Source organism: Amycolatopsis acididurans, from assembly GCF_012328925.1.
GTDB lineage: Bacteria > Actinomycetota > Actinomycetes > Mycobacteriales > Pseudonocardiaceae > Amycolatopsis_E > Amycolatopsis_E acididurans.
The window spans coordinates 70,307-88,957 of the sequence record NZ_JAAXLS010000014.1; the positions used below are offsets into that span (position 1 = coordinate 70,307).

At 68.9% G+C, this 18,651-nt stretch carries 18 protein-coding genes; 6 read left to right on the forward strand and 12 right to left on the reverse strand.

Going from position 1 to position 18,651, the window contains the following annotated elements; all coding sequences use genetic code 11:
* Nucleotides 1-85: 85 nt before the first annotated feature.
* Nucleotides 86-1,615: a sensor histidine kinase gene (locus HFP15_RS20860; protein ID WP_168518179.1), complete on the reverse strand. Its 1,530-nt coding sequence runs from the start codon at nucleotides 1,613-1,615 to the stop codon at nucleotides 86-88.
* Nucleotides 1,593-2,342 carry a response regulator transcription factor gene (locus tag HFP15_RS20865; RefSeq protein WP_168518181.1) on the reverse strand — a complete coding sequence of 250 codons (750 nt, stop codon included), beginning with the start codon at nucleotides 2,340-2,342 and terminating at the stop codon, nucleotides 1,593-1,595. Before HFP15_RS20865 ends, HFP15_RS20860 begins: the two co-directional genes overlap by 23 nt.
* Before the next feature lie 156 nt (nucleotides 2,343-2,498).
* On the opposite strand from HFP15_RS20865, the gene HFP15_RS20870 reads away from it, so the two are divergent.
* Entirely contained in the window at nucleotides 2,499-3,113 is a 615-nt protein-coding gene (locus tag HFP15_RS20870; RefSeq protein ID WP_168518183.1) for a VCBS domain-containing protein, read from the forward strand.
* A gap of 106 nt (nucleotides 3,114-3,219) precedes the next feature.
* Here the strand turns inward: HFP15_RS20870 and HFP15_RS20875 are convergent, their stop codons facing one another.
* Nucleotides 3,220-3,474: a DUF397 domain-containing protein gene (locus tag HFP15_RS20875; protein ID WP_168518185.1), complete on the reverse strand. Its 255-nt coding sequence runs from the start codon at nucleotides 3,472-3,474 to the stop codon at nucleotides 3,220-3,222.
* A 224-nt stretch (nucleotides 3,475-3,698) separates the two neighbouring features.
* Here HFP15_RS20875 and HFP15_RS20880 point away from each other — a divergent pair, with 224 nt between their 5' ends.
* Nucleotides 3,699-4,169, forward strand: coding sequence for a hypothetical protein (locus HFP15_RS20880; RefSeq protein WP_312871671.1), 471 nt, complete (start codon nucleotides 3,699-3,701; stop codon nucleotides 4,167-4,169).
* Entirely contained in the window at nucleotides 4,166-4,333 is a 168-nt protein-coding gene (locus HFP15_RS20885) for a hypothetical protein (protein ID WP_168518187.1), read from the forward strand. The genes HFP15_RS20880 and HFP15_RS20885 overlap by 4 nt, the downstream gene beginning before the upstream one ends.
* Nucleotides 4,334-4,356: 23 nt before the next feature.
* Here HFP15_RS20885 and HFP15_RS20890 read toward each other — a convergent pair whose 3' ends face one another.
* Complete coding sequence (locus HFP15_RS20890; protein ID WP_168518189.1) at nucleotides 4,357-5,220, reverse strand: helix-turn-helix domain-containing protein; 864 nt, start codon at nucleotides 5,218-5,220, stop codon at nucleotides 4,357-4,359.
* A 196-nt stretch (nucleotides 5,221-5,416) separates the two neighbouring features.
* Here HFP15_RS20890 and gnd point away from each other — a divergent pair, with 196 nt between their 5' ends.
* Nucleotides 5,417-6,850 carry an NADP-dependent phosphogluconate dehydrogenase gene (gene gnd, locus HFP15_RS20895; RefSeq protein WP_168518191.1) on the forward strand — a complete coding sequence of 478 codons (1,434 nt, stop codon included), beginning with the start codon at nucleotides 5,417-5,419 and terminating at the stop codon, nucleotides 6,848-6,850.
* A 48-nt stretch (nucleotides 6,851-6,898) separates the two neighbouring features.
* Here gnd and HFP15_RS20900 read toward each other — a convergent pair whose 3' ends face one another.
* The 3 genes from HFP15_RS20900 to HFP15_RS44160 form a co-directional block, all read right to left on the reverse strand.
* Nucleotides 6,899-7,618, reverse strand: a complete 720-nt coding sequence (locus HFP15_RS20900; RefSeq protein WP_168518193.1) for a Clp protease N-terminal domain-containing protein — start codon at nucleotides 7,616-7,618, stop codon at nucleotides 6,899-6,901.
* A gap of 31 nt (nucleotides 7,619-7,649) precedes the next feature.
* On the reverse strand, nucleotides 7,650-7,973 hold the full coding sequence (locus tag HFP15_RS20905; RefSeq protein WP_168518195.1) for a hypothetical protein: 324 nt from the start codon (nucleotides 7,971-7,973) through the stop codon (nucleotides 7,650-7,652).
* 102 nt (nucleotides 7,974-8,075) lie between these two features.
* The gene (locus HFP15_RS44160) at nucleotides 8,076-8,636 is read right to left on the reverse strand and encodes an MFS transporter (RefSeq protein WP_376768884.1); all 561 of its coding nucleotides are present in this window, start codon (nucleotides 8,634-8,636) and stop codon (nucleotides 8,076-8,078) included.
* Between the two features lie 92 nt (nucleotides 8,637-8,728).
* On the opposite strand from HFP15_RS44160, the gene HFP15_RS20915 reads away from it, so the two are divergent.
* The gene (locus tag HFP15_RS20915) at nucleotides 8,729-9,154 is read left to right on the forward strand and encodes a MarR family winged helix-turn-helix transcriptional regulator (RefSeq protein ID WP_168518199.1); all 426 of its coding nucleotides are present in this window, start codon (nucleotides 8,729-8,731) and stop codon (nucleotides 9,152-9,154) included.
* Nucleotides 9,155-9,377: 223 nt separating this feature from the next.
* Here HFP15_RS20915 and HFP15_RS20920 read toward each other — a convergent pair whose 3' ends face one another.
* The 4 genes from HFP15_RS20920 to HFP15_RS20935 all read right to left on the reverse strand — a co-directional run bounded on the left by HFP15_RS20920 (nucleotide 9,378) and on the right by HFP15_RS20935 (nucleotide 14,534).
* A complete protein-coding gene (locus HFP15_RS20920; RefSeq protein WP_168518201.1) occupies nucleotides 9,378-10,157 on the reverse strand; it encodes an IclR family transcriptional regulator in 780 nt (259 codons plus the stop codon).
* A 14-nt stretch (nucleotides 10,158-10,171) separates the two neighbouring features.
* Entirely contained in the window at nucleotides 10,172-11,293 is a 1,122-nt protein-coding gene (locus HFP15_RS20925; RefSeq protein WP_168518203.1) for a 5-methyltetrahydropteroyltriglutamate--homocysteine S-methyltransferase, read from the reverse strand.
* Between the two features lie 65 nt (nucleotides 11,294-11,358).
* Nucleotides 11,359-13,278, reverse strand: a complete 1,920-nt coding sequence (locus HFP15_RS20930; protein WP_168518206.1) for an APC family permease — start codon at nucleotides 13,276-13,278, stop codon at nucleotides 11,359-11,361.
* A gap of 95 nt (nucleotides 13,279-13,373) precedes the next feature.
* On the reverse strand, nucleotides 13,374-14,534 hold the full coding sequence (locus tag HFP15_RS20935; RefSeq protein WP_168518208.1) for a beta-ketoacyl synthase N-terminal-like domain-containing protein: 1,161 nt from the start codon (nucleotides 14,532-14,534) through the stop codon (nucleotides 13,374-13,376).
* 193 nt (nucleotides 14,535-14,727) lie between these two features.
* Here HFP15_RS20935 and HFP15_RS20940 point away from each other — a divergent pair, with 193 nt between their 5' ends.
* Entirely contained in the window at nucleotides 14,728-17,436 is a 2,709-nt protein-coding gene (locus HFP15_RS20940) for a sensor domain-containing protein (RefSeq protein WP_168518210.1), read from the forward strand.
* Here the strand turns inward: HFP15_RS20940 and HFP15_RS20945 are convergent.
* Nucleotides 17,360-18,625, reverse strand: a complete 1,266-nt coding sequence (locus HFP15_RS20945) for an MFS transporter (protein WP_168518212.1) — start codon at nucleotides 18,623-18,625, stop codon at nucleotides 17,360-17,362. The two genes, HFP15_RS20940 and HFP15_RS20945, sit on opposite strands and share 77 nt — an antisense overlap.
* Nucleotides 18,626-18,651 lie beyond the last annotated feature (26 nt).

An 18,651-nucleotide genomic window follows, 5' to 3' on the forward strand; every position in this document is an offset into this window, starting at 1 on the left:
GGACCGTTGTGTCAACCATGTGGCCTAGCTGTGCGCGACCTGTGAGCCCGACACCGACGGGCTATGTCGTACCGCTAGTTGGGCACTAATTAACGTGTGCGAAATCGTCCGCGGGTTTCGCCGCCGGAAACCGCACCGTGAATTCCGTTCGTCCCGGTTGACTGCGGACGCCGACTTCTCCCGAATGCGCCGCCACGACGGCGGCCACGATCGCGAGCCCGAGCCCCGTGCTGCCGGCCGCGCGGGACCGCGACGTGTCTCCGCGAGCGAATCTTTCGAACACCTCGGGCAGGATTTCCTCGGGGATTCCCGGCCCGTTGTCGGTGACGGTCAGTGTCACCGAACCGTCCGATAAGGACAGTGCGGTGGTCACCTCGGTGCCGGGAGGGGTGTGCGTGCGGGCGTTGTTGAGCAGGTTCAACAGGACCTGGTGCAGCTGGTCGGAGTCGCCGACGACGGTGATCGGCTCCGGCGGCACGTCCAGCAGCCACCGGTGATCCGGTCCCGCGGCGTGCGCGTCGGCGACGGCGTCCATGACCAGCCGGGTCAGATCCACCGGCTCGTGGACGCGGTGCCGCCCCGCGTCCAGGCGCGCGAGCAGCAGCAGGTCCTCGACCAGGGTCGTCATCCGCGCCGACTCCGATTCCACCCGGCCCATCGCGAACGCGATGTCCGGCGGAACCTCCTCGGCGCTGCGCCGGGTCAGCTCCGCGTACCCGCGGATCGCGGCCAGCGGGGTGCGCAGCTCGTGACTGGCGTCGGCCACGAACTGCCGGACCCGGCTCTCGCTCGCGTGCCGCGCGGTCAGCGCCGCCGCGACGTGCCCGATCATCCGGTTGAAGGCGGCGCCGACCTTGCCGACCTCCGTGCGCGGATCGGTGTCGACCTCCGGCACCCGCACGGACAACGCGACCTCGCCGCGGTCGAGCCGCAGTTCCGAAACCTCCGCGGCGGTACTGGCCAGCCGGTCGAGGGGGCGCATGGTGCGCCGGATCGTCACGGCACCGACGCCGCCCGCGATGAGCAGCCCGCCGAGCGCGACCCCGCCGAAGATGAACGACAGCTGCCACAGCGTCGCCGAGACCTCGTCCAACGGCAGTCCGGTGATCAGCACGTCGCCCACGTCGTTGCGGACCGAAACGACGCGGTACTCGCCGAGCACGCCGAGGTCGACGCTGCGTTTCTGGCCGTCCGGCGGAAGATTGACCAACGTCGACAACTGCTTGGCCGGCACCTGCTCGCTGGGGAACGGGTTCGTCTCCGTCGGCGCGACCCCGCCGAGCAGCACACCGGAGCGGACACTGCCGTTCGGCTGGATGAGCACGCCGAGCGTGCCGATGCCCTGTCCCGGTACGCGCAGCGAGTCCGGCGGATGCTGGCCGGACGGGAAGGTCGGGGTGCCGGGAGGCGGCGGCCTGCGGCCGCGTTCGCTCGCCGCGGACAGCCGGTCGTCGAGCTGGTGGACCAGGAAGCTGCGCAGGGCCAGGTCGGTGACCAGGCCGACGACCAGGCACACCATCGCGAGCAGGACGATGACCTGCGCGATCAGCTTCCCGCGAAGCGAGGAAGGAAGAACGGAGCGCTTGCGTCGCTCAGGTCGCGGGCTTGAGGACATACCCCGCGCCGCGCATCGTGTGGATCATCGGTTCCCTGCCAGCGTCGATCTTTTTCCGCAGGTACGAAATATAGAGCTCCACGATGTTGGCCTGACCACCGAAGTCGTAGCTCCACACCCGGTCCAGGATCTGGGCCTTGGACAGCACGCGCTTGGGGTTGCGCATCAGGAAGCGCAGCAGCTCGAACTCGGTCGCGGTGAGCGAGACCGACTCGCCCGCGCGATGCACTTCGCGGCTGTCCTCGTCCAGCGTCAGGTCGCCGACGACGAGCGTGGAGCCCGCGCTGGCCGACACCGCGTGCGAGCGCCGCAGCAGCGCGCGCAGCCGCAGCACGACCTCCTCGAGGCTGAACGGTTTGGTGACGTAGTCGTCGCCGCCCGCGGTAAGCCCGGCGATCCGGTCCTCCACCGCGTCGCGCGCGGTGAGGAACAGCACGGGCACGTTCGGCAGCTCGGCCCGCAGCTTGGCGAGCACCTCCAGCCCGCTGAAGTCGGGCAGCATGACGTCGAGCACGACGGCGTCCGGGCGGAACTCGCGCGCGACGCGCACGGCGTCCGTGCCGTTGCCCGCGCTGCGGATCTCCCAGCCCTCCATCCGCAGCGCCATCGACACCAGTTCGGCGAGCGTCTCCTCGTCATCGACGACGACGACGCGCACCGGCGAACCGTCGGCACGCTGCAGGTCGGCCTTGCCCTGCCCGGAGGTGGCGGCGTTCATGCTGCTCATGGTCCCATCTTGCGGGCCGCGCGTTGGGTTCGCCTGTGGAAACGCTGTGCTCTCGCTGTGAACGGATGACACAGCAACAGCCCATGTCGTTCACAGCTCGCACACAGAAAGGGTGCGAAACCTGGTCGCCGTAAGCGCACTCGTGAGAGGGAACAAATGAGCACCGAGCCGACGACCACACAACAGGCTCCTCCGGCCTGGGGTGACCCGCAGCCCCCGGCGCCGAAGTGGTCCGGCAGAAAGACGCTGGTGGCCGCGGCCGTGGCGATCGCGATCGCCGCCATCGGGGCCGTCGCGATCTACGCCGGAACCTCGTCCAATGCCGGCAACCAGCAGGGCTTCGGCGGCCCCGGCGGCGGCATGGGCCGGATGGGCGGCTTCGGCGGGCAGACCGGCGCCATGTCGGTGATGCGTGACGCGCTGCACGGCGACTTCACGGTGTCGGAGAACGGCTCCTACGTGACCGAGCGCATGCAGAACGGCCAGGTCACGGCGCTGTCCGCCACGTCGATCACGGTCAAGAGCACCGACGGCTACACGCAGACCTACGCGATCGACTCGTCGACGCAGAAGGCGAACAACCTGGCCACCGGCACGAATGTCATGGTGCTGGCGAAGGTCTCCGGCAACTCGGCGACGGCGACGTCCATCACCGATTCGAACTCGTTCCAGGGCCAGGGCGGGATGCCCGGCGGCGGCCGCGGCATGAACGGCGGCCAGCAGGGGGGAATGCCCGCTTTCCCAGGTCAGGGACAGCGCCAGGGCGCGTAGTTCCCGTTCGACGTGCGGGCCCACCATCGAGGGCGATGGTGGGCCCGCACTTTTTTCGGCGCCTGCCGCACTGTGGTCAATAACACACGAACGCGGTTAATCGGGATCAGGCGCGAAGATCGAACTGACCCGCTTTGACGCCGGTCAGGAAGGCTTCCCACTCCCCGGCGTCGAAGACGAACACGGGGCTGCTCGGCAGCTTGGTGTCGCGCACACCGACGAGGCCGGCGCTGCCGATGTTGACTTCGACACAGTTGCCGCCGTTGGGCTCACTCGCGAAGGACTTCTCCCAGTTTTCCTCGTCGAACAGCGCAGCGGCCGTCTCCGGATCGTAATCCAGCCGGCGAGGATATTCCGTCATAGGTGGTACCTCCGTGAGTGCCGAGAGCAGCCCGTTGACGTGCGTAAACGAGCAAACTCCCTACTTCACTGGACAAGGGCCGGGTCCAGTTGAGTGATGCAACGCTTGACCACTCGACACCAAGATTATTCCAGTAGTAGGATTATTCCAACGGCCGGGGGTGCTCCTGGGGGCGCGGCACCCGGCTGGGCCACCTGCAACCAAGCCTCTCGAGGGAGGTCACCGTGCTCGGAGCCAGCGCCGGAAGCGTGCTCACGCCACCCCGGCGGGACATGCCGTCCTGCACCGAGCCGGCGATCTCGCGGCGAATCTCGCCGTTCATGGTCGTCGGCCGGGTGCGCGAGCAGGAACGGGCGGCCAGAGCCGAGACCCCTGCCGAGGCGCTGGACGCGATGCTCGCCTGGCTCGACGAGGACGACGACGCGGCCGCCGTGTGGTACCTGCGCGAGGACTGGCCCGCGCCGGTCACTCTCGTCGGCAGGCCCGCGCCGGGGCTCATCGGCGAGGTACGCCGGACGGCGCACTTGTTTCCGCTCGAACCGGGTGCAGTGCTCTACGGCTCGGTCACCGCTCGCTGCGGGGCAGAGCTGTACCTGCAGGAGATCGAATGGTTGAGCGTCGGCCAGGGCATGCCATGCGAATGCTGCCTCGCGCTCAGCGACACGCGCCCGAGACTGGAGGGACTGCCCCGATGACCGTCAGGATCGGCGAAACCGTGTACGTGCCGCAAAGCCGGGAAGAGAGCCCGATCGAACCCGCTGCTCCCCGCCGTCGTCGGCGCCCGCGCTTCCCGCAGCGCACCCAGCATTTCACCTGGCTGAGCCACCTCGACTCCGCGCTGCGGAAGTCACTCGCCTGACAAACCGTTGCCCGGCAAGGGTTTCAGATCCGGTCGCCGAGCTGCTCGCGGTAGGCTCCGGCGAGCTCCTTGAGGAACTCCCGGGTCTCCTGCCGTTCCATCGCCGCACCACGCAGCCGGTCCCACGCGTCGACGAACAGCTGGAAGTCCTTCTGCTCGTCGAGGTAGATACCACCGGCCGAATGCTCGATGTAGACGAAATCCCTTGTGCGGTCGGGAAAACGCATGATCGTGAAGTCGTTGGGCACGGCGGCCAGCCGCGCGTCGAAACGCAGCACGTGGATGTAGACGCGCTGCCGCCGGTCCAGCTCCATCAGATGCTCGATCTGGTCCAGCATCACGGCGGGCGCGCGCCCGCCCGGCGCGCGGCGCAACGCGGCCTCGCTGAGGATGAAGCGGTAGTACGGCGGCTGCGGCTGGTCGAACACGGACTTGCGGTCGAGCCGGTTGCGCACCAGTGAGGTGACGTCCGTCGCCCCGAACTCGGTGAACTGCTTGAGCATGTAGTGCTCGGACTGCAGCGGGCCGGGGATGCGCTCGCCGTGCCAGGTCATGATCTCGGCCGCGGCGGGTTCGAGGTCGGTGAAGGTGCGGAACCAGTGCGGCACCACGGATCGGTAGCCGGACCAGTGGCCACGCTGTCCGGCGGCCGCGCGGGCGAGGTTCATCAACGTCTCGGACTCTTCGCCGTTGATGCCGAACGCGTCGAGCATCGTCCGCACGTCGCCCAGCTTGACGCCGACGGCACCGGACTCGATCTTGTTGACCTTGCCCTGGGTGCAGCCGAGAACGTCGGCGACCTGTTGTTGCGTCATCTTCGCGGCGGTGCGGGCGTGGCGGAGCTCGTTGCCGAGCTGCTTTCGCCGGGAGGTGACGGTGCTAGCCATTGCTCACTTCCCGGTCCTCGCCCTTCCCCATCCGCTCTCGTTCTCGATTGTAAGCCGCTGATCTCACCGTAATCACGCACCGGATAGCCACAGTAACAGCGAAACGATGCCAGTAATCGCCCTCGAACGCTAGTTACTCGCGCGTTCAACGTCTAGCGCTAGGGTTCGGTTAGGTCACGAGGAAACGAGGACGTTCATGAGCAAGAAGGCGAGCATTGGCGTCACCGGGCTGGCGGTGATGGGCCGCAACCTGGCCCGCAACCTCGCCCGGCACGGGCACACGGTCGCCCTGCACAACAGGTCCGAGCAGCGCACTCGCGAACTGGTCGAGCAGTTCGGCGACGAGGGCGACTTCATTCCGACCTACTCCGCACAGGAGTTCGTCGACGCGCTGGACCGGCCGCGCCAGATCGTGATCATGGTCAAGGCCGGCGCACCCACGGACGCGGTGATCGAGGAGTTCGCGCCGTTGCTGGAGCCGGGCGACGTCATCGTCGACGCGGGCAACGCGCACTTCGCCGACACGCGCAGGCGGGAGGCTGCGCTGCGCGAGCGGGGGCTGCACTTCGTCGGTACCGGGGTTTCCGGCGGCGAGGAGGGCGCGCTGCACGGGCCGAGCATCATGCCCGGCGGGTCGAAGGAATCCTATGAGTCGCTCGGCCCGCTGTTCGAGGACATTTCGGCCAAAGTGGACGGTGCGCCGTGCTGCACCCACATCGGGCCGGACGGCGCCGGGCACTTCGTCAAGATGGTGCACAACGGCATCGAGTACGCCGACATGCAGTTGATCGCGGAGTCCTTCGACCTCCTGCGCGGCGCGCTGGGTTACGAGCCCGCGCAGATCGCCGAGGTCTTCCGCACCTGGAACACCGGCAGGCTCGACTCGTATCTCATCGAGATCACCGCCGAGGTGCTCGCGCACACCGACGCCGCGACCGGCAAGCCCTTCGTGGACATCGTCACCGACCAGGCCGAGCAGAAGGGCACCGGCCGCTGGACGGTGCAGATCGGGCTCGACCTCGGCGTGCCGATCAGCGGCATCGCCGAAGCGGTGTTCGCGCGGTCGTTGTCCGGCAGCGCGGGGCTGCGCGCCGCCAGCCGCGGCCTGCCGGGCCCGACGCGCGTGCCGATCGCCGACGCGACGGGCTTCGCCGACGACGTGGAGCGCGCGCTGTACGCGTCGAAGATCGTGGCCTACGCGCAGGGCTTCAACCAGATCCAGGCGGGCGGCGCCGAGTACGGCTGGGACATCGACCTCGGTGCGGTCGCGAAGATCTGGCGCGGCGGCTGCATCATCCGGGCGAAGTTCCTCGACGATGTCACCGCGGCGTTCTCGGCCGAGCCGGGTCTGCCGACGCTGCTGACGTCGGGCGATTTCCGCAAGGCGGTCGAGGACGCGCAGGACGCGTGGCGTTCGGTGGTGGCGACGGCGGTCAAGCTCGGCATTCCGACCCCGGGTTTCTCCACCGCGCTGGCGTACTACGACGCGCTGCGGGCGGAGCGCCTGCCCGCCGCACTGGTGCAGGGACAGCGCGACTACTTCGGCGCGCACACCTACCGCAGGGTGGACCGCGAGGGCTCGTTCCACACGGCGTGGGCCACGCCGGAGCGGGCCGAGCATCCGGCCTGAGTTCATGGCCGAAGGGCGCTCTCACCGCATCGGGGAGAGCGCCCTTCTTCACGCCAGGTCTGGATAGCTCTTCTTCAGATAGGCCCGGATCTGCGCGTCCACGGCATCCTTGGTGATGCCGAGTTCGGTGAGCACGTCATATGCGGGCCCCTCGGCCTGATCGAGCAGGCCGAGCAGGAGGTGCTCGGTGCCGACGTAGTTGTGGCCCAGCCGCAACGCTTCGCGCATGGTCAGTTCGATCGTCTTGCGAGCGCGCGGGCTGAACGGCACCACCTCGGGCACGTGCTCGGCGGGTTCCGGGAGCACGGCGGTGATCCGCTCGCCGAGCTGCGCCGGAGTCACGCCCAGCTCGGCGATCGCCTTGGCCGCAAGGCCTTCGGGATCGCCGATCGTGCCGAGCAAAAGGTGCGGGGTGTCGATCTGCTCGTTGCCGACGCCGCGGGCCGAGCGCTCGGCGCGTACGAGTGCGTGCCGCGCCCGCTCGGTGAAGCGGCTGAACTTGGCCTCGGCCGCGTCGGTGTCGAACTCCTTCGGTACGAAGCGTTTCTGTGCGGCCTGCTTCGAAACTCCCATACTGGCGCCGATATCGGCCCACGAGGCACCGGATCGCCTTGCCTGGTCGACAAAGTGGCCGATGAGGTGATCGGCTACCTCACCGACCTTCTCCGCCATGAGCATCGCGCCGGACAGCTGTTGCAGCGCGTCCGCGCCGGGGTTCTGGTTGCGCACGGACTCGATCAGATCGTCGAGCCGGAGTGGTGTCGTCATGCGTCAACCCTAAGTTGACGCCGCAGTGTCGTCAACCTTTGGTTGACACCATGAGCCCGATTACGCCACCGGCGAACCCGATGAGGACCATGGCGGCCATCGGCACCGCACTACCGGAACCGAACGCGCCGACCAGCGGCGAGGCGATCGCGCCGAACACGAACCGCCCGCCACCGATGAGCGCGGACGCCGCGCCGGCGGCCTCGCGTCCGGCCTCCTGCCCGAGCGAGGTCACCGAGGGCCGCACGAACCCGAGCGAGCCGACGGCGAGGAACAGCAGCACCCAGTTGAGAACGAGCCCGCCGGCACCCCGCGAGCAACAGCACGACGAGCACCGCCGACGGGACGAGTCCACAAAGGACACCGCCGGTGAGCAGTGCGCGTGGCCGCACTCGCCCGGCGAGCCGGTTGAAGACCGTGGCGCTGGCGAGCATGCCGAGCGCGTTCGTCGCGAAGATCAGGCTGTACTGCGTTTCCGAGGCACCGTAGAGATCCTGGAACACGAACGTCGAACCGGCGATGTAGCCGAACAACGCGACACCCCGCGAAGGAGGCGACCACGACGTACCCGATCGTCGCCCGCTTCCCGAGCAGCCCCGCCATGGCCCGGAAGGTCGCGCCGATACCGCCGGCGTGCCGCCGGTCCGCGGGCAGCGACTCCCGCACAGCACCGAACACGCCGAGCACGAGCAGCACCCCGAACACGGCGCGCGAGACGACGATGCCGGTGGCGCCGGCGGGCGGCGATGAGCACCTCGACGTTGGGCGCGACCGCGCACGCGACCGAGAACACCACGAAGGCGGCGCTGCCGGCGAGCAGCACGGGACGCCGCCCGAGCGAGTCGCTGACCGGCCCGAACAGGATCTGCCCCAGCGCGAGGCCGACCAGGAACGTGGTCATGGACAACTGCACGTTCGCGCTGTCGGTGTGCGGTGAATCGGCCATCGCCGGAAATCCCGGCACGTACATATCGGTGGCGAACGGGGCCACCGAGGACAGCCCCGCGAGCACGATCATCAACAGCGCGGTCCGCGCCGAGCCTTTACCGCCGTGGTCATGACACCCTTCCCAGTCGGCAGCGCGCACGACCCGATCTCGACACCTCCCCCATGGACGTGATCGGCTTGCTGAAGCAACTGCTCGCCCTGCACAGCGTGGCGGTCGAACCGCTGTACGAGGGCGCGCCGGTGACCCAGCCCGAGCTGGAGGCGATGATGATGCTCCGGCACGCGCAGCGGCCCGGCATCGCGCGCACGCTCGCCGCCCAGCTCGGCCTTTCCCGCGCCGCGATGAGCAAAACGCTGGCACGACTGGAAAATCGCGGGTTCGTCGGCCGCGAGGCGAACCCGGCCGACCGGCGCGCCGCACTGGTGCGGCTCACGCCGGAGGGCGAGCGGGTGGTGGACGCGATGTTCCCGGAACAGCTCGGCATCGAGGTGGCGCTGCTCGGCGGCCTCACCGAGGACGAGCGGCGCCGCGTGCTCGACGCGCTCGAACTGCTCAAGCGGACACTGGCAGGCGCCCCGGTGCTGTGAGCCACGTCATGGGTAATGTGAAACTTTCTCGAAAGTGACTTAACTCGTCGGTAACACGTCTCCGATTGCATGCCCGCGTCCGGATTTGGGCGCGGAAACAGCGAGGGAGGAATTCGTCATGGACCTCAACGGTCTGGTCATCGGGTTGATCAACACGATCAGCGCCATCCTGAACGCCCTGTAACGGGTGGGTGGGCCGGTCGCGACGATGCGGCCGGCCCGACTACGACGCGGGCTGGCGCACCGCGCGCGGCGCGCCGAGATTGCGGGAAATGCCGCGCGCCGCGGCCCGTACCGCGGGCACCAGCGTGCGCGGATCGAATCCTTCCGCGGGCACGACGATCGAGATCGCGGCGACCACGTCGTCCTCCGAGCCGTAGACGGGAGCCGCGACCGACATCGACACCATCTCCACCTGCCGGTCGCTGATCACGAACCCGTCCCGGCGCACGTCGGCCAGCGCGTGCCGCAACTGTTCGGACGAGCAGATCGTCCTTGGCGTGTACCGCTTCAGCGGGCGGCCGAGGTACTCCTCCTGAACGTCGACCGGCGCGTTGGCGAGCAGCACGAGCCCGACTCCCGTCGCGTGCGCGGCGAGACGCCCGCCCGCCCGGGACACCACGCTCACCGCATGCCGCCCCGAGATGCGCTCGACGTAGACGACATCGGGCACGTCGAGCACCGCGAGCTGCACGTTCTCGTGGGTGGCCTCGTACAGGTCCTCCAGGAACGGCATCGCGCTCTCGCGCAGCCCCATCCCCCGCGCCGAGAGCGAGGCGACCTCCCACAACCACAGGCCGACGCGGTACAGCCCGTCGTCCTGGCGCTCCAGCGCACCCCGCCGGGCCAGCTCGCCGACGATGCGGTGCGTCGTGGACAGCGCGAGCCCCGCCCGGCGGCTCAACTCGGACAGACTCAGCGCGGGCCGGTCCGTGCTGAACGCCCCGAGAACGTTCAGCACCCGGTCGACAACCGTTGGCGCCTGTGCCGAGTTGTGCCGCATTGATTCAGGCTAGATCAGCCCCACACCGATCGAGCCGTCTCCACGATGCGTTCCAGTTTGGCCTTCTGCTGGTCCACGGTGAGGTCGTTGCCCTCCTCGGTGGAGGAGAAGCCGCACTGCGGGGACAGGCACAGCTGGTCGATGTCGACGTACTTGGCCGCGGCTTCGATTCGCGCGCGCAGCGAGTCCACGGTCTCCAGTTCGCCGCGCTTCGTCGTGACCAGGCCGAGCACCACGTGCTTGCCCTTCGGCACGAACCTCAGCGGTTCGAAGCCGCCGGAGCGCTCGTCGTCGAACTCCAGGAAGTAGCCGTCCACGTTCAGCTCGTTGAACAGTGCGTCGGCCACGAAGTCGTAGCCGCCGGAGGCGACCCAGGAGGACCGGAAGTTGCCGCGGCACAGGTGCGTCGTCACGGTCAGGCCGGCAGGCCGGCCGGCGAGTGCGGCGTTCATCGTCTTGATGTTGCGCACGTGCTGCTTGTCCGGATCGCCGCCCATCTTCGCCACGAGCGCGCGCTGTTCGGGGTCGTTGAGGTAGGCCAGGCTCGTGTCGTCGAGTTGCAGATACGTGCAGCCCAGCTCGGCCATGCCCGCGATCTCCTTGGCGTAGGCCGCGGCGAGATCGTCGTAGAACTCCTCCAGGTCGGGATACACCGACTGCGACACCGCGGCCCGGCCGCCGCGGTAATAGATCATGCTGGGCGAGGGGATCGTCTGCTTCGGCGTCACGCTGGGGTCCACAATGGACTTCAGGAAGGAGAAGTACTCGCCGAAGATCACGCCGTCGAGGCCGACCTTGTCGTCGACCTTCAGCCCGGCCGGGCTGAACTCGATGTCGCCGGCCGCGTTGTGGAACTTGACGTGCAGCTTCTCCTCGCTCTTGCCGACGCCGTGCAGCTGGTAGATGAAGTCCATGTGCCACGACGCGCGCCGGAACTCCCCGTCGGTGGCCGACCGCAGCCCGGCGGAACGCTGCAGTTCCACGACGTCGCGGATGGCGCTGTCCTCGACCTCACGCAGCGCCTCGGCGGTGATCACTCCCTTCGCGTACTCCTCGCGAGCCCGGTGCAGTTCGGCGGGGCGGAGCAGGCTGCCGACGTGGTCGGCCCGGAACGGCGGTGTCGTGCGCGCAGTCATGGCCCGATCCTGGAACAGCGCACGGCCCGGGGCAACCCGCCTTCCACGGGGCGGCAAACCCCTTGTCAACCGACGTGCACGAGGGGCCTGCGCTCCGGGTCCTTCTCCGCGCGCCGCAGCACCTCACGCGTGACGGGCGGAATGTCGCCGTCGCCGAAGATCAGGTACCGGCCGATCGCCTTGAACGGGTTGTCCTCGGTCCAGCCGAAGTACACGTGCGGCCGCAGCCCGGTCTCGTCGCGGATCTGCAGCAGGATCGCCGCGATGGCGTTGGCGATCGACGCGCTCTGCACGCGCAGGACCAGGTAGCCGTACCGCTTCTCGCCCTGGACGTAGAGGGTCGACTCGAACTCCGAGGCGTCGGTGACGGTCACCTCGAGGAAGATCGGCTCCGAATCGCGCGGAATGTGGCTGTTCTCCCGCGCTTCCCGCGCCTTGTCGCGGTATTCGGCTTCGTCGCGCGCGTCCGGCTCGTTCGCGATGATCCGGATGTTGCCGCGCCCCTTGGCCTTGGCGATGATCCGTTTCGCCGCCGCGTCGAAGCTGACCTGCTCGACGCGCAGTTCCAGCGAGCGGGTCGCCCTCGACACCAGCGAGGTCGTGATGATCGCGACGATGAAGAACGCGGCGATCTTGACGCCGTCCGGCCGTTCCAGGACGTTCGCGATCGTCGTGTAGAAGAACACCAGTGTGATCACGAGGTAGGCGATGAACGCGCCACGCTGCCGCTGCCGGTAGGCGGCCAGCGTCACCGCGAGCGCCGCCGAGGAGATCAGCACCAGCACCCCGGTCGCGTAGGCACCGCCCTGCTTGTCGACGTTCGCGTCGAAGATCCAGGTGATCACGAACGCGATGGCCGAGATCACGATGACCAGCGGCCGGGTCGCGGCCGCCCAGTCGGGCGCCATCCCGTAGCGCGGCAGGTACCGCGGAACGAGGTTGAGCAGGCCCGCCATCGCCGAGGCACCGGCGAACCACAGGATCGCGATCGTGCTGACGTCGTAGACCGTGCCGAACGCGCTGCCGAGGTAGTTGTGCGCGAGATAAGCCAGCGCGCGGCCGCTCGCCTTTCCGCCCTCGCCGAACTCCTCCTGCGGGATCAGCACAGTCGTGACGAAACTGCTGGTGATCAGGAACACGCTCATGATCAGCGCGGCCGTGGTGAGCAGCTTGCGCGTGTTGCGGATGCGGCCCCGCGGCTCGGCGTCGGTGTCGCCGCTCTGCCCGCGTACGAGCGGCATGACCGACACCCCGGTCTCGAAGCCGGACAGGCCGAGCGCGAGCTTCGGGAAGACGATGAGCGAGACCCCGATCATGGCCCACACGCTGCTGTGCTGGCTGACCAGCATGTTCTGCCAGTCCACGATCAGGTGCGAGCTGGTGATGACGTGGATCAGCGCGTCGGTCACCACGACCAGGTTCAGCACCAGGTACACCGCGACCAGCCCGACCGCGAGCCCGATGGCCTCGGCGAACCCCTTGAGGAACACCGCGCCGAGCAACGCGATCAGCACGAGCGTGATGAGCATGTTCTCGCCGCGCAGGAAGCTCGGGATGAACGGGTTCTCCACGGCGTGCGCGGCCGCATCCGCCGCGGACAGCGTGATGGTGATGACGAAGTCGGTCGCGGCGAAGCCGAGCAGGGCCAGCACCAGCAGCTTGCCCTTCCACCGCGACAGCAGGCGTTCCAGCATCGCCAGCGACCCCTGCCCACGCGGGCTCTCGGCGGCGACGCGCCGGTAGATCGGGAGTGCGCCGGCGAGCGTCAGGAGGATGAGCACGATCGTCGCGACCGGCGAGAGCAGCCCGGCCGCGAGGGCCGCGATGCCCGGCTGGTAGCCGAGTGTGGAGAAGTAGTCGACGCCGGTGAGGCACATGACCTTCCACCACGGATGGTCACGTTCGGTCCGCTGCTCGCGTCCGCTGCCCTTGAACTGCTGGGCGCGCTTGTGCTCGCCTTCGAGCAGCCATTCCCGCACTGTCACGCCTCACACCTACCACCCGCGCCCGGTCCCCGCTGAGGTCCGTGAGGACCCCCTCACCACGCAGGCGGTGTGAGAGGGTCCACACGGCATCCTCATCAGGCGGGCGGGCCGATGACGACCACGGAGTTGTGGCCGCCCATGCCGAGCGAGGACTTCACGGTGAGCCCGTCGCCGACCGGCGTGCGGCCGTTCAGCAACTGCGGATGACCGGGGGCGACCGGCACGGGTGCCGGGACGTAGCCGCGGTCGTAGCTCATCGCCGTGACCGCCACCTCCACCGCGGACGCCGCGCCCTGACAGTGCCCGACGAGCGGTTTCACCGAGTAGAGCCCGGTCTCGGGACTGAAGAACTCCTCCAGCATCGTCGCCTCGGCACGGTCGCACTGGGCGGTGCCCGGGCCGTGCGCGTTGTGGTAGCGGATCGCCGATGCCGGCACGCGCGCGTTGTCGAGCGCGTCCCGGAAACAGCCGCGGACCTGGGTCAGTTCCGGATCGACCGACGTCACGTGGTGCGCGTCGTGCGACATCGCCCCGCCGAGGGTGAGCGCGTAGGGACGGCTCGCCCGGCGGGACAGCACGAACGAGACGGCCGCCTCGCCCGCCGGGAACCCGCGGCTGCCCTCCTGGAACGGACGGCAGACCTCGAGCGGTTCGTCGTCGACCACCGCGACGCCGAGCCGGACGAAGTGCAGCACGTTCTCCGGGGTGGCCGACAGGTCGGTTGCGACGAACACCACATCGTCCACGATTCCCGCGTCCAGCCAGGCCTTCGCGGTGAGCAACCCTGCGTTACCGGAAGCGCACATAGCGGACACGTTCATCGCGGGCCCGTGGAAACCGAACTCCTGCATGAACGTCGACATCGGAGTCGACGGCATGAGCGCCAGATACTCCCTCGGTTTGAGGCTCGTCTCACGCTTGAGGTAGAAGTCCTTCCACAGGTCCACTTCGCCGAGTACGACGGCGTGCAGCAGGCCCACGCGCCTTCCGGGCTGCCAGCCACGGTCGCCCGCGTCGGCGATCGCCTCCCGCGCCGCGGCCCGCATCGCCCGCGAGAACCGGCTCGGGCCGTCCATCGGGTCGCCACCGTCGGCAACCTTCGCAACCCACACGGATTCGCTCCGGTCGGCTCCGTAGCCACCCTCCAAAGTGGCCGCGTGCTTACCCTCCGTCAACCCGTCCCAGAACAACTCCCGGCCCCAGCCGTAGCCGGTGACGGTGCCGATACCGCAGATTCCAACTTGTTGCGAGTCCATCACACTCGCCCCTCCTTGTGGTTACCTCTACGATCCATTCGGGACCGAATGGACCTATAGGGCCAACGACCAGCGGCTTCGGGGCTTTTGCCGTGGCAAGCTGGTATCGACGGGAAGGGTGCGTTCAACCCACAGGGCTTCCTCCAAACGGAGTAGCAGCGGCTCACGCGGTAATCGGCGGATCGGACGGACGATGGAGGCAAACGCCAACAGCATCGATCACGAACAGGTGATCGACCTGGCGCTGTCCGCCGAGCGTGCGGTCATCTGGCAGCTGGACTTCACCACCGATGTGCTGTCCTGGCGGGACGGGCTCGACTCCCTGCTGGAGCTTCCCGGTGCTTCCGAGGAACAGCTGCGTACCACCCTGATCCGGCTGACCGAACCCCTCATGGTCGCCGCGCGTACCACCGAGACCTGGCAGGACCTGGAGCTGGAGCAGCAGTACCGGACCCCGGCCGGCAAGCCGCAGTGGCTGCGGTTCCGCGCCCGCCGGCGCGACGACAAGCTCATCGGCATCGTGAACAACGTCACCGACCGGCACGAGGACCGCCAGGAACTCGCCGACCTCGCCGACCGCTATCGCCTGCTGATCGAGTTGAGCCCGGACGCGATCGCCGTGCACCAGGACGGGCTGGTCACCTACGCCAATCCCGCCGCGGGCAAGTTCGCCGGCCTGGCCACCGGGAACGACCTGATCGGCAGGCCGATCACCGATTTCGTCTCGCCGGAGTCGGTGCCCGAGATGGTGGGGCGGCTCGCCAAGCTGACCGTGCCCGGCGCCACCAGCGAACCGTCCGAGGCGATCTTCGTGCGCTCCGACAAAATCACCTTCCCCATGGAGGTCGTGTCGGTGCGCACCACCTGGGCCGGACAGCCCGCCTACCAGGTGATCATGCGCGACGTCAGCGCACAGCGTGCCGCCGAGGCCGCGCTGCGTTACCAGGCCGCGCTGGTCGAGCACGTCAGCGACGCGATCATCGCCACCGACGCCGAGGGCAGGGTGCGAAGCTGGAACCCGGCGGCGGAGGCGATCTACGGACTGCCTTCGGACGAGGCACGCGGGCATCCGGTCGGCGAGCTGGTCGGCACCGCGCTGGATCCCTCCGCCGTGGTCGCCGACGGCGGTGTCGTGCAGACGACGCATCGCGCCGCCGACGGCCGGGCGCTGACGGTGCGGGTTTCGGCGTCCGAAATGGACGGTGGGTACGTGCTGGTGTGCGCGGACGAAACCGCCCGCCGCCGGGCCGAGCAGCAGTACAGCACCGTGGTCGCCTCGCTCGACGAAGGCGTACTCGTGATCGGCCCGAACGGCCTCGTGGTCTCCGCCAACCCCGCCGCCGAACGCATCCTCGGCGCGCCCGAGTCCCTGATGCTCGGCTCCTCGCCGCACGAATGGCCGCTCTACGACGAAGCCGGGCGGCGGCTCGACCCGGTCGATTACCCGTCGGCGCAACTGCGGCGCACGGGAGGCAAGCAGCAGGGCCGGGTGCTGCGGGTGCGGCGGCGCGACGGGCGCGAAGTGTGGCTGTCGCTGTCCTGCCGCGCGCTCAACCCCGAAGACATCGGATCCACTTCGTACGTGCTGTCCTTCACCGACATCACCGAACGCCGCGCGATCGGGGAGCGTCTCGAACACGACGCGACCCACGATCCGCTGACGGGGCTGGCCAACCGCTCGCTCGTGCTGGACAAGCTCACCGGCCTGCTGCACGGGCAGGATCGCAAGCCGACCGCGGTGCTGTTCATCGACCTCGACAAGTTCAAGGTCATCAACGACTCGCTCGGCCATTCCATCGGCGACACCGTGCTGAAGATCTCCGGCGACCGGCTGCGCCGCGCCGTGCGGAGCACCGACGTCGTGGGACGGCTCGGCGGCGACGAGTTCGTCGTGCTGGCCGCCGACATGCGTGGCGAGCCGGAGGTGCGGGCGCTCGCGGAGAACCTACGCGATTCGCTGACCCGGCCGGTGTCGGCGGACGGGCGGAAGCTGCACGTGGACGCCAGCATCGGCATCGTGCTGGCCACCCCCGGCGACCAGCGCACCGCGGACGAGCTGCTGCGCGACGCCGATGTGGCCATGTACCAGGCGAAAACGCTCGGCCGCAGCCGGTACGAGTTCTTCAACGTCGAGCTGCGGATGCGGTTGCAGCGGCGGTTGCGGCTGGAGCAGGACCTGCGCGACGCCGTGCGGCGCGGGCGATTGTGGGCGGCCTACCAGCCGGTCGTGGACCTGCGGACGAACGAGACGGTCGCGGTCGAGGGACTGCTGCGGTGGACGCACCCGGTGCACGGGCCGGTCTCGCCCACCGAGTTCATCCCGATGGCCGAGGAGAGCGACCTGATCAACCTGCTCGGCGCGCACGTGCTGCGGGAGACCACCAAGGAGGTCGCGGCCCGCCGGGCCGACGGCATCGACGTCGATCTGAAGATCAACCTGTCGACCCGCCAGCTCGACGACGCGAGCCTCGTGCTGGCCATCGAAGCCGCGCTGGCGAGCACCGGGCTGCCGCCGTCCGCGCTGTGCCTGGAGATCACCGAGAGCGCGCTGATGCGCGACGCCGCGCTGGCGGGCGAAACCCTCGCGGCGCTACGGAATCTGGGCGTCCGGCTGGCGATCGACGATTTCGGCACCGGCTACTCGTCCCTGGCGCAGCTGCACAAGCTCACCCTGGACACGTTGAAGATCGACCGCTCGTTCGTCACCGGCCTCGGCGAGTCCGCCGACGCGGAGGCGATCGTGACCAGCATCATCGCGATGGCGCACGCGGTGAACCTGACGGTCGTCGCCGAGGGTGTGGAGACCGAGAAACAGCTGGAAGTACTCAAGGCGCTGGACTGCGATCAGGCGCAGGGCTACTACTTCGGGAAACCTCAGCCCGCGCACAAACTCTGGCCCTAGCCGGCAGCAGGAACGACGTACCGACGAGCAGCACCGCGGCCAGCGCGATCGCCGCTCGCGGGCCGGTGAGCTGCGCCAGCAGCCCCCACACCATGGTGGTCGCGGCGATCGTGGCGCTGCTGGTGATCGACCACGAGGCCAGCACCCTGGCCTGGCGGCCGGCACCGGTGTTGTTCAGCCGGTACGCCGCGAAAACCGGGTTGAAGATGCTCATACAGACGATCAGTCCGAACTCGGTGACCATCACGATCAGCAGCCCGGCCAAGCCCGGCTGGATGAACGCGAGCCCCACCGACCAGCAGGCCCGCAGCACGCCGAAGACCCGCAGCACCCGTCCTTCGCCGTAGCGGGACGCGACGCGGCGGGCGAGCCGTGACCCGATCAGCCCGCCGATGCACGGCACGGCGAACGCCAGCCCGTACTGCCACACCGGGAAGCCGAGGTGCGCCAGCATCAGCACCGACAGCAGCGGTTCCGTCGCCATGATCAACGCGTTGACGAGCACCGTGTTGAAGAAGAACCAGCGCAGCGTGTCGTGACCGAGGATGTAGCGCCATCCCTCGGCGAGGTCGCTCCACCGTCGCGTTTGGACGCTTCGCGGGCTCGGGGCCCGCTCCGGTTCCCTGATGGCCAGGATGCCGAGCGCGGACAGGAGATAGCTCACCGCGTCGCAGACGACGGTGATCACCGGCCCCAGCAGTCCGATGGCCGCACCGCCCGCGGGCGGCCCGATGATCGTGGCCGACCAGGTGGTGGACTCGAACCGGCTGCTGGCGACCACGAGCCCGTCGGCGGGCACGATCGTCTTGAGGTAGGCGCCGCTGGCCGCGGTGAACGCGATCTTCGCCGCCGCGGCGACGACGGAGACCACCAGCAGTTGGGTGAAGGACAGCGCGCCGAGCCAGTAGGCCAGCGGGATGGACGCCAGTGCCCCGAAGCGCACCATGTCCATCGTGATCATGACCGGCCGCTTCGCCCGGAACTCCATCCACGGCCCGAGCGGGACCGCCAGCAGCGCGCCCATCGCCAGCCCGGCCGACGACAGGGCCGCCACCTCCGCCGAACCGGCGCCGCAGACCTCGATGGCCACGATCGACAGCGCCCCGAACCCGAGCCCGCTGCCGTAGGCGCTGACCGCGAAGGCGGCCCACAACCAGCGAAACGACGGGCCCAGCGAACGTGTACGCACCGGGGAAGCAAAGCCGATCGACGGCC

Excerpts from the sequence above, each read along its gene's own strand:
- HFP15_RS20890 (WP_168518189.1), bottom strand. The coding sequence starts at position 5,220 with ATGGCTAGCACCGTCACCTCCCGGCGAAAGCAGCTCGGCAACGAGCTC.
- HFP15_RS20925 (WP_168518203.1), bottom strand. The coding sequence starts at position 11,293 with ATGACTGCGCGCACGACACCGCCGTTCCGGGCCGACCACGTCGGCAGC.
- HFP15_RS20885 (WP_168518187.1), top strand. The coding sequence starts at position 4,166 with ATGACCGTCAGGATCGGCGAAACCGTGTACGTGCCGCAAAGCCGGGAA.
- HFP15_RS20915 (WP_168518199.1), top strand. The coding sequence starts at position 8,729 with ATGGACGTGATCGGCTTGCTGAAGCAACTGCTCGCCCTGCACAGCGTG.
- HFP15_RS20935 (WP_168518208.1), bottom strand. The coding sequence starts at position 14,534 with ATGGACTCGCAACAAGTTGGAATCTGCGGTATCGGCACCGTCACCGGC.
- gnd (WP_168518191.1), top strand. The coding sequence starts at position 5,417 with ATGAGCAAGAAGGCGAGCATTGGCGTCACCGGGCTGGCGGTGATGGGC.
- HFP15_RS20875 (WP_168518185.1), bottom strand. The coding sequence starts at position 3,474 with ATGACGGAATATCCTCGCCGGCTGGATTACGATCCGGAGACGGCCGCT.
- HFP15_RS44160 (WP_376768884.1), bottom strand. The coding sequence starts at position 8,636 with ATGATCGTGCTCGCGGGGCTGTCCTCGGTGGCCCCGTTCGCCACCGAT.
- HFP15_RS20865 (WP_168518181.1), bottom strand. The coding sequence starts at position 2,342 with ATGAGCAGCATGAACGCCGCCACCTCCGGGCAGGGCAAGGCCGACCTG.
- HFP15_RS20940 (WP_168518210.1), top strand. The coding sequence starts at position 14,728 with ATGGAGGCAAACGCCAACAGCATCGATCACGAACAGGTGATCGACCTG.
- HFP15_RS20900 (WP_168518193.1), bottom strand. The coding sequence starts at position 7,618 with ATGACGACACCACTCCGGCTCGACGATCTGATCGAGTCCGTGCGCAAC.
- HFP15_RS20860 (WP_168518179.1), bottom strand. The coding sequence starts at position 1,615 with ATGTCCTCAAGCCCGCGACCTGAGCGACGCAAGCGCTCCGTTCTTCCT.
- HFP15_RS20870 (WP_168518183.1), top strand. The coding sequence starts at position 2,499 with ATGAGCACCGAGCCGACGACCACACAACAGGCTCCTCCGGCCTGGGGT.
- HFP15_RS20920 (WP_168518201.1), bottom strand. The coding sequence starts at position 10,157 with ATGCGGCACAACTCGGCACAGGCGCCAACGGTTGTCGACCGGGTGCTG.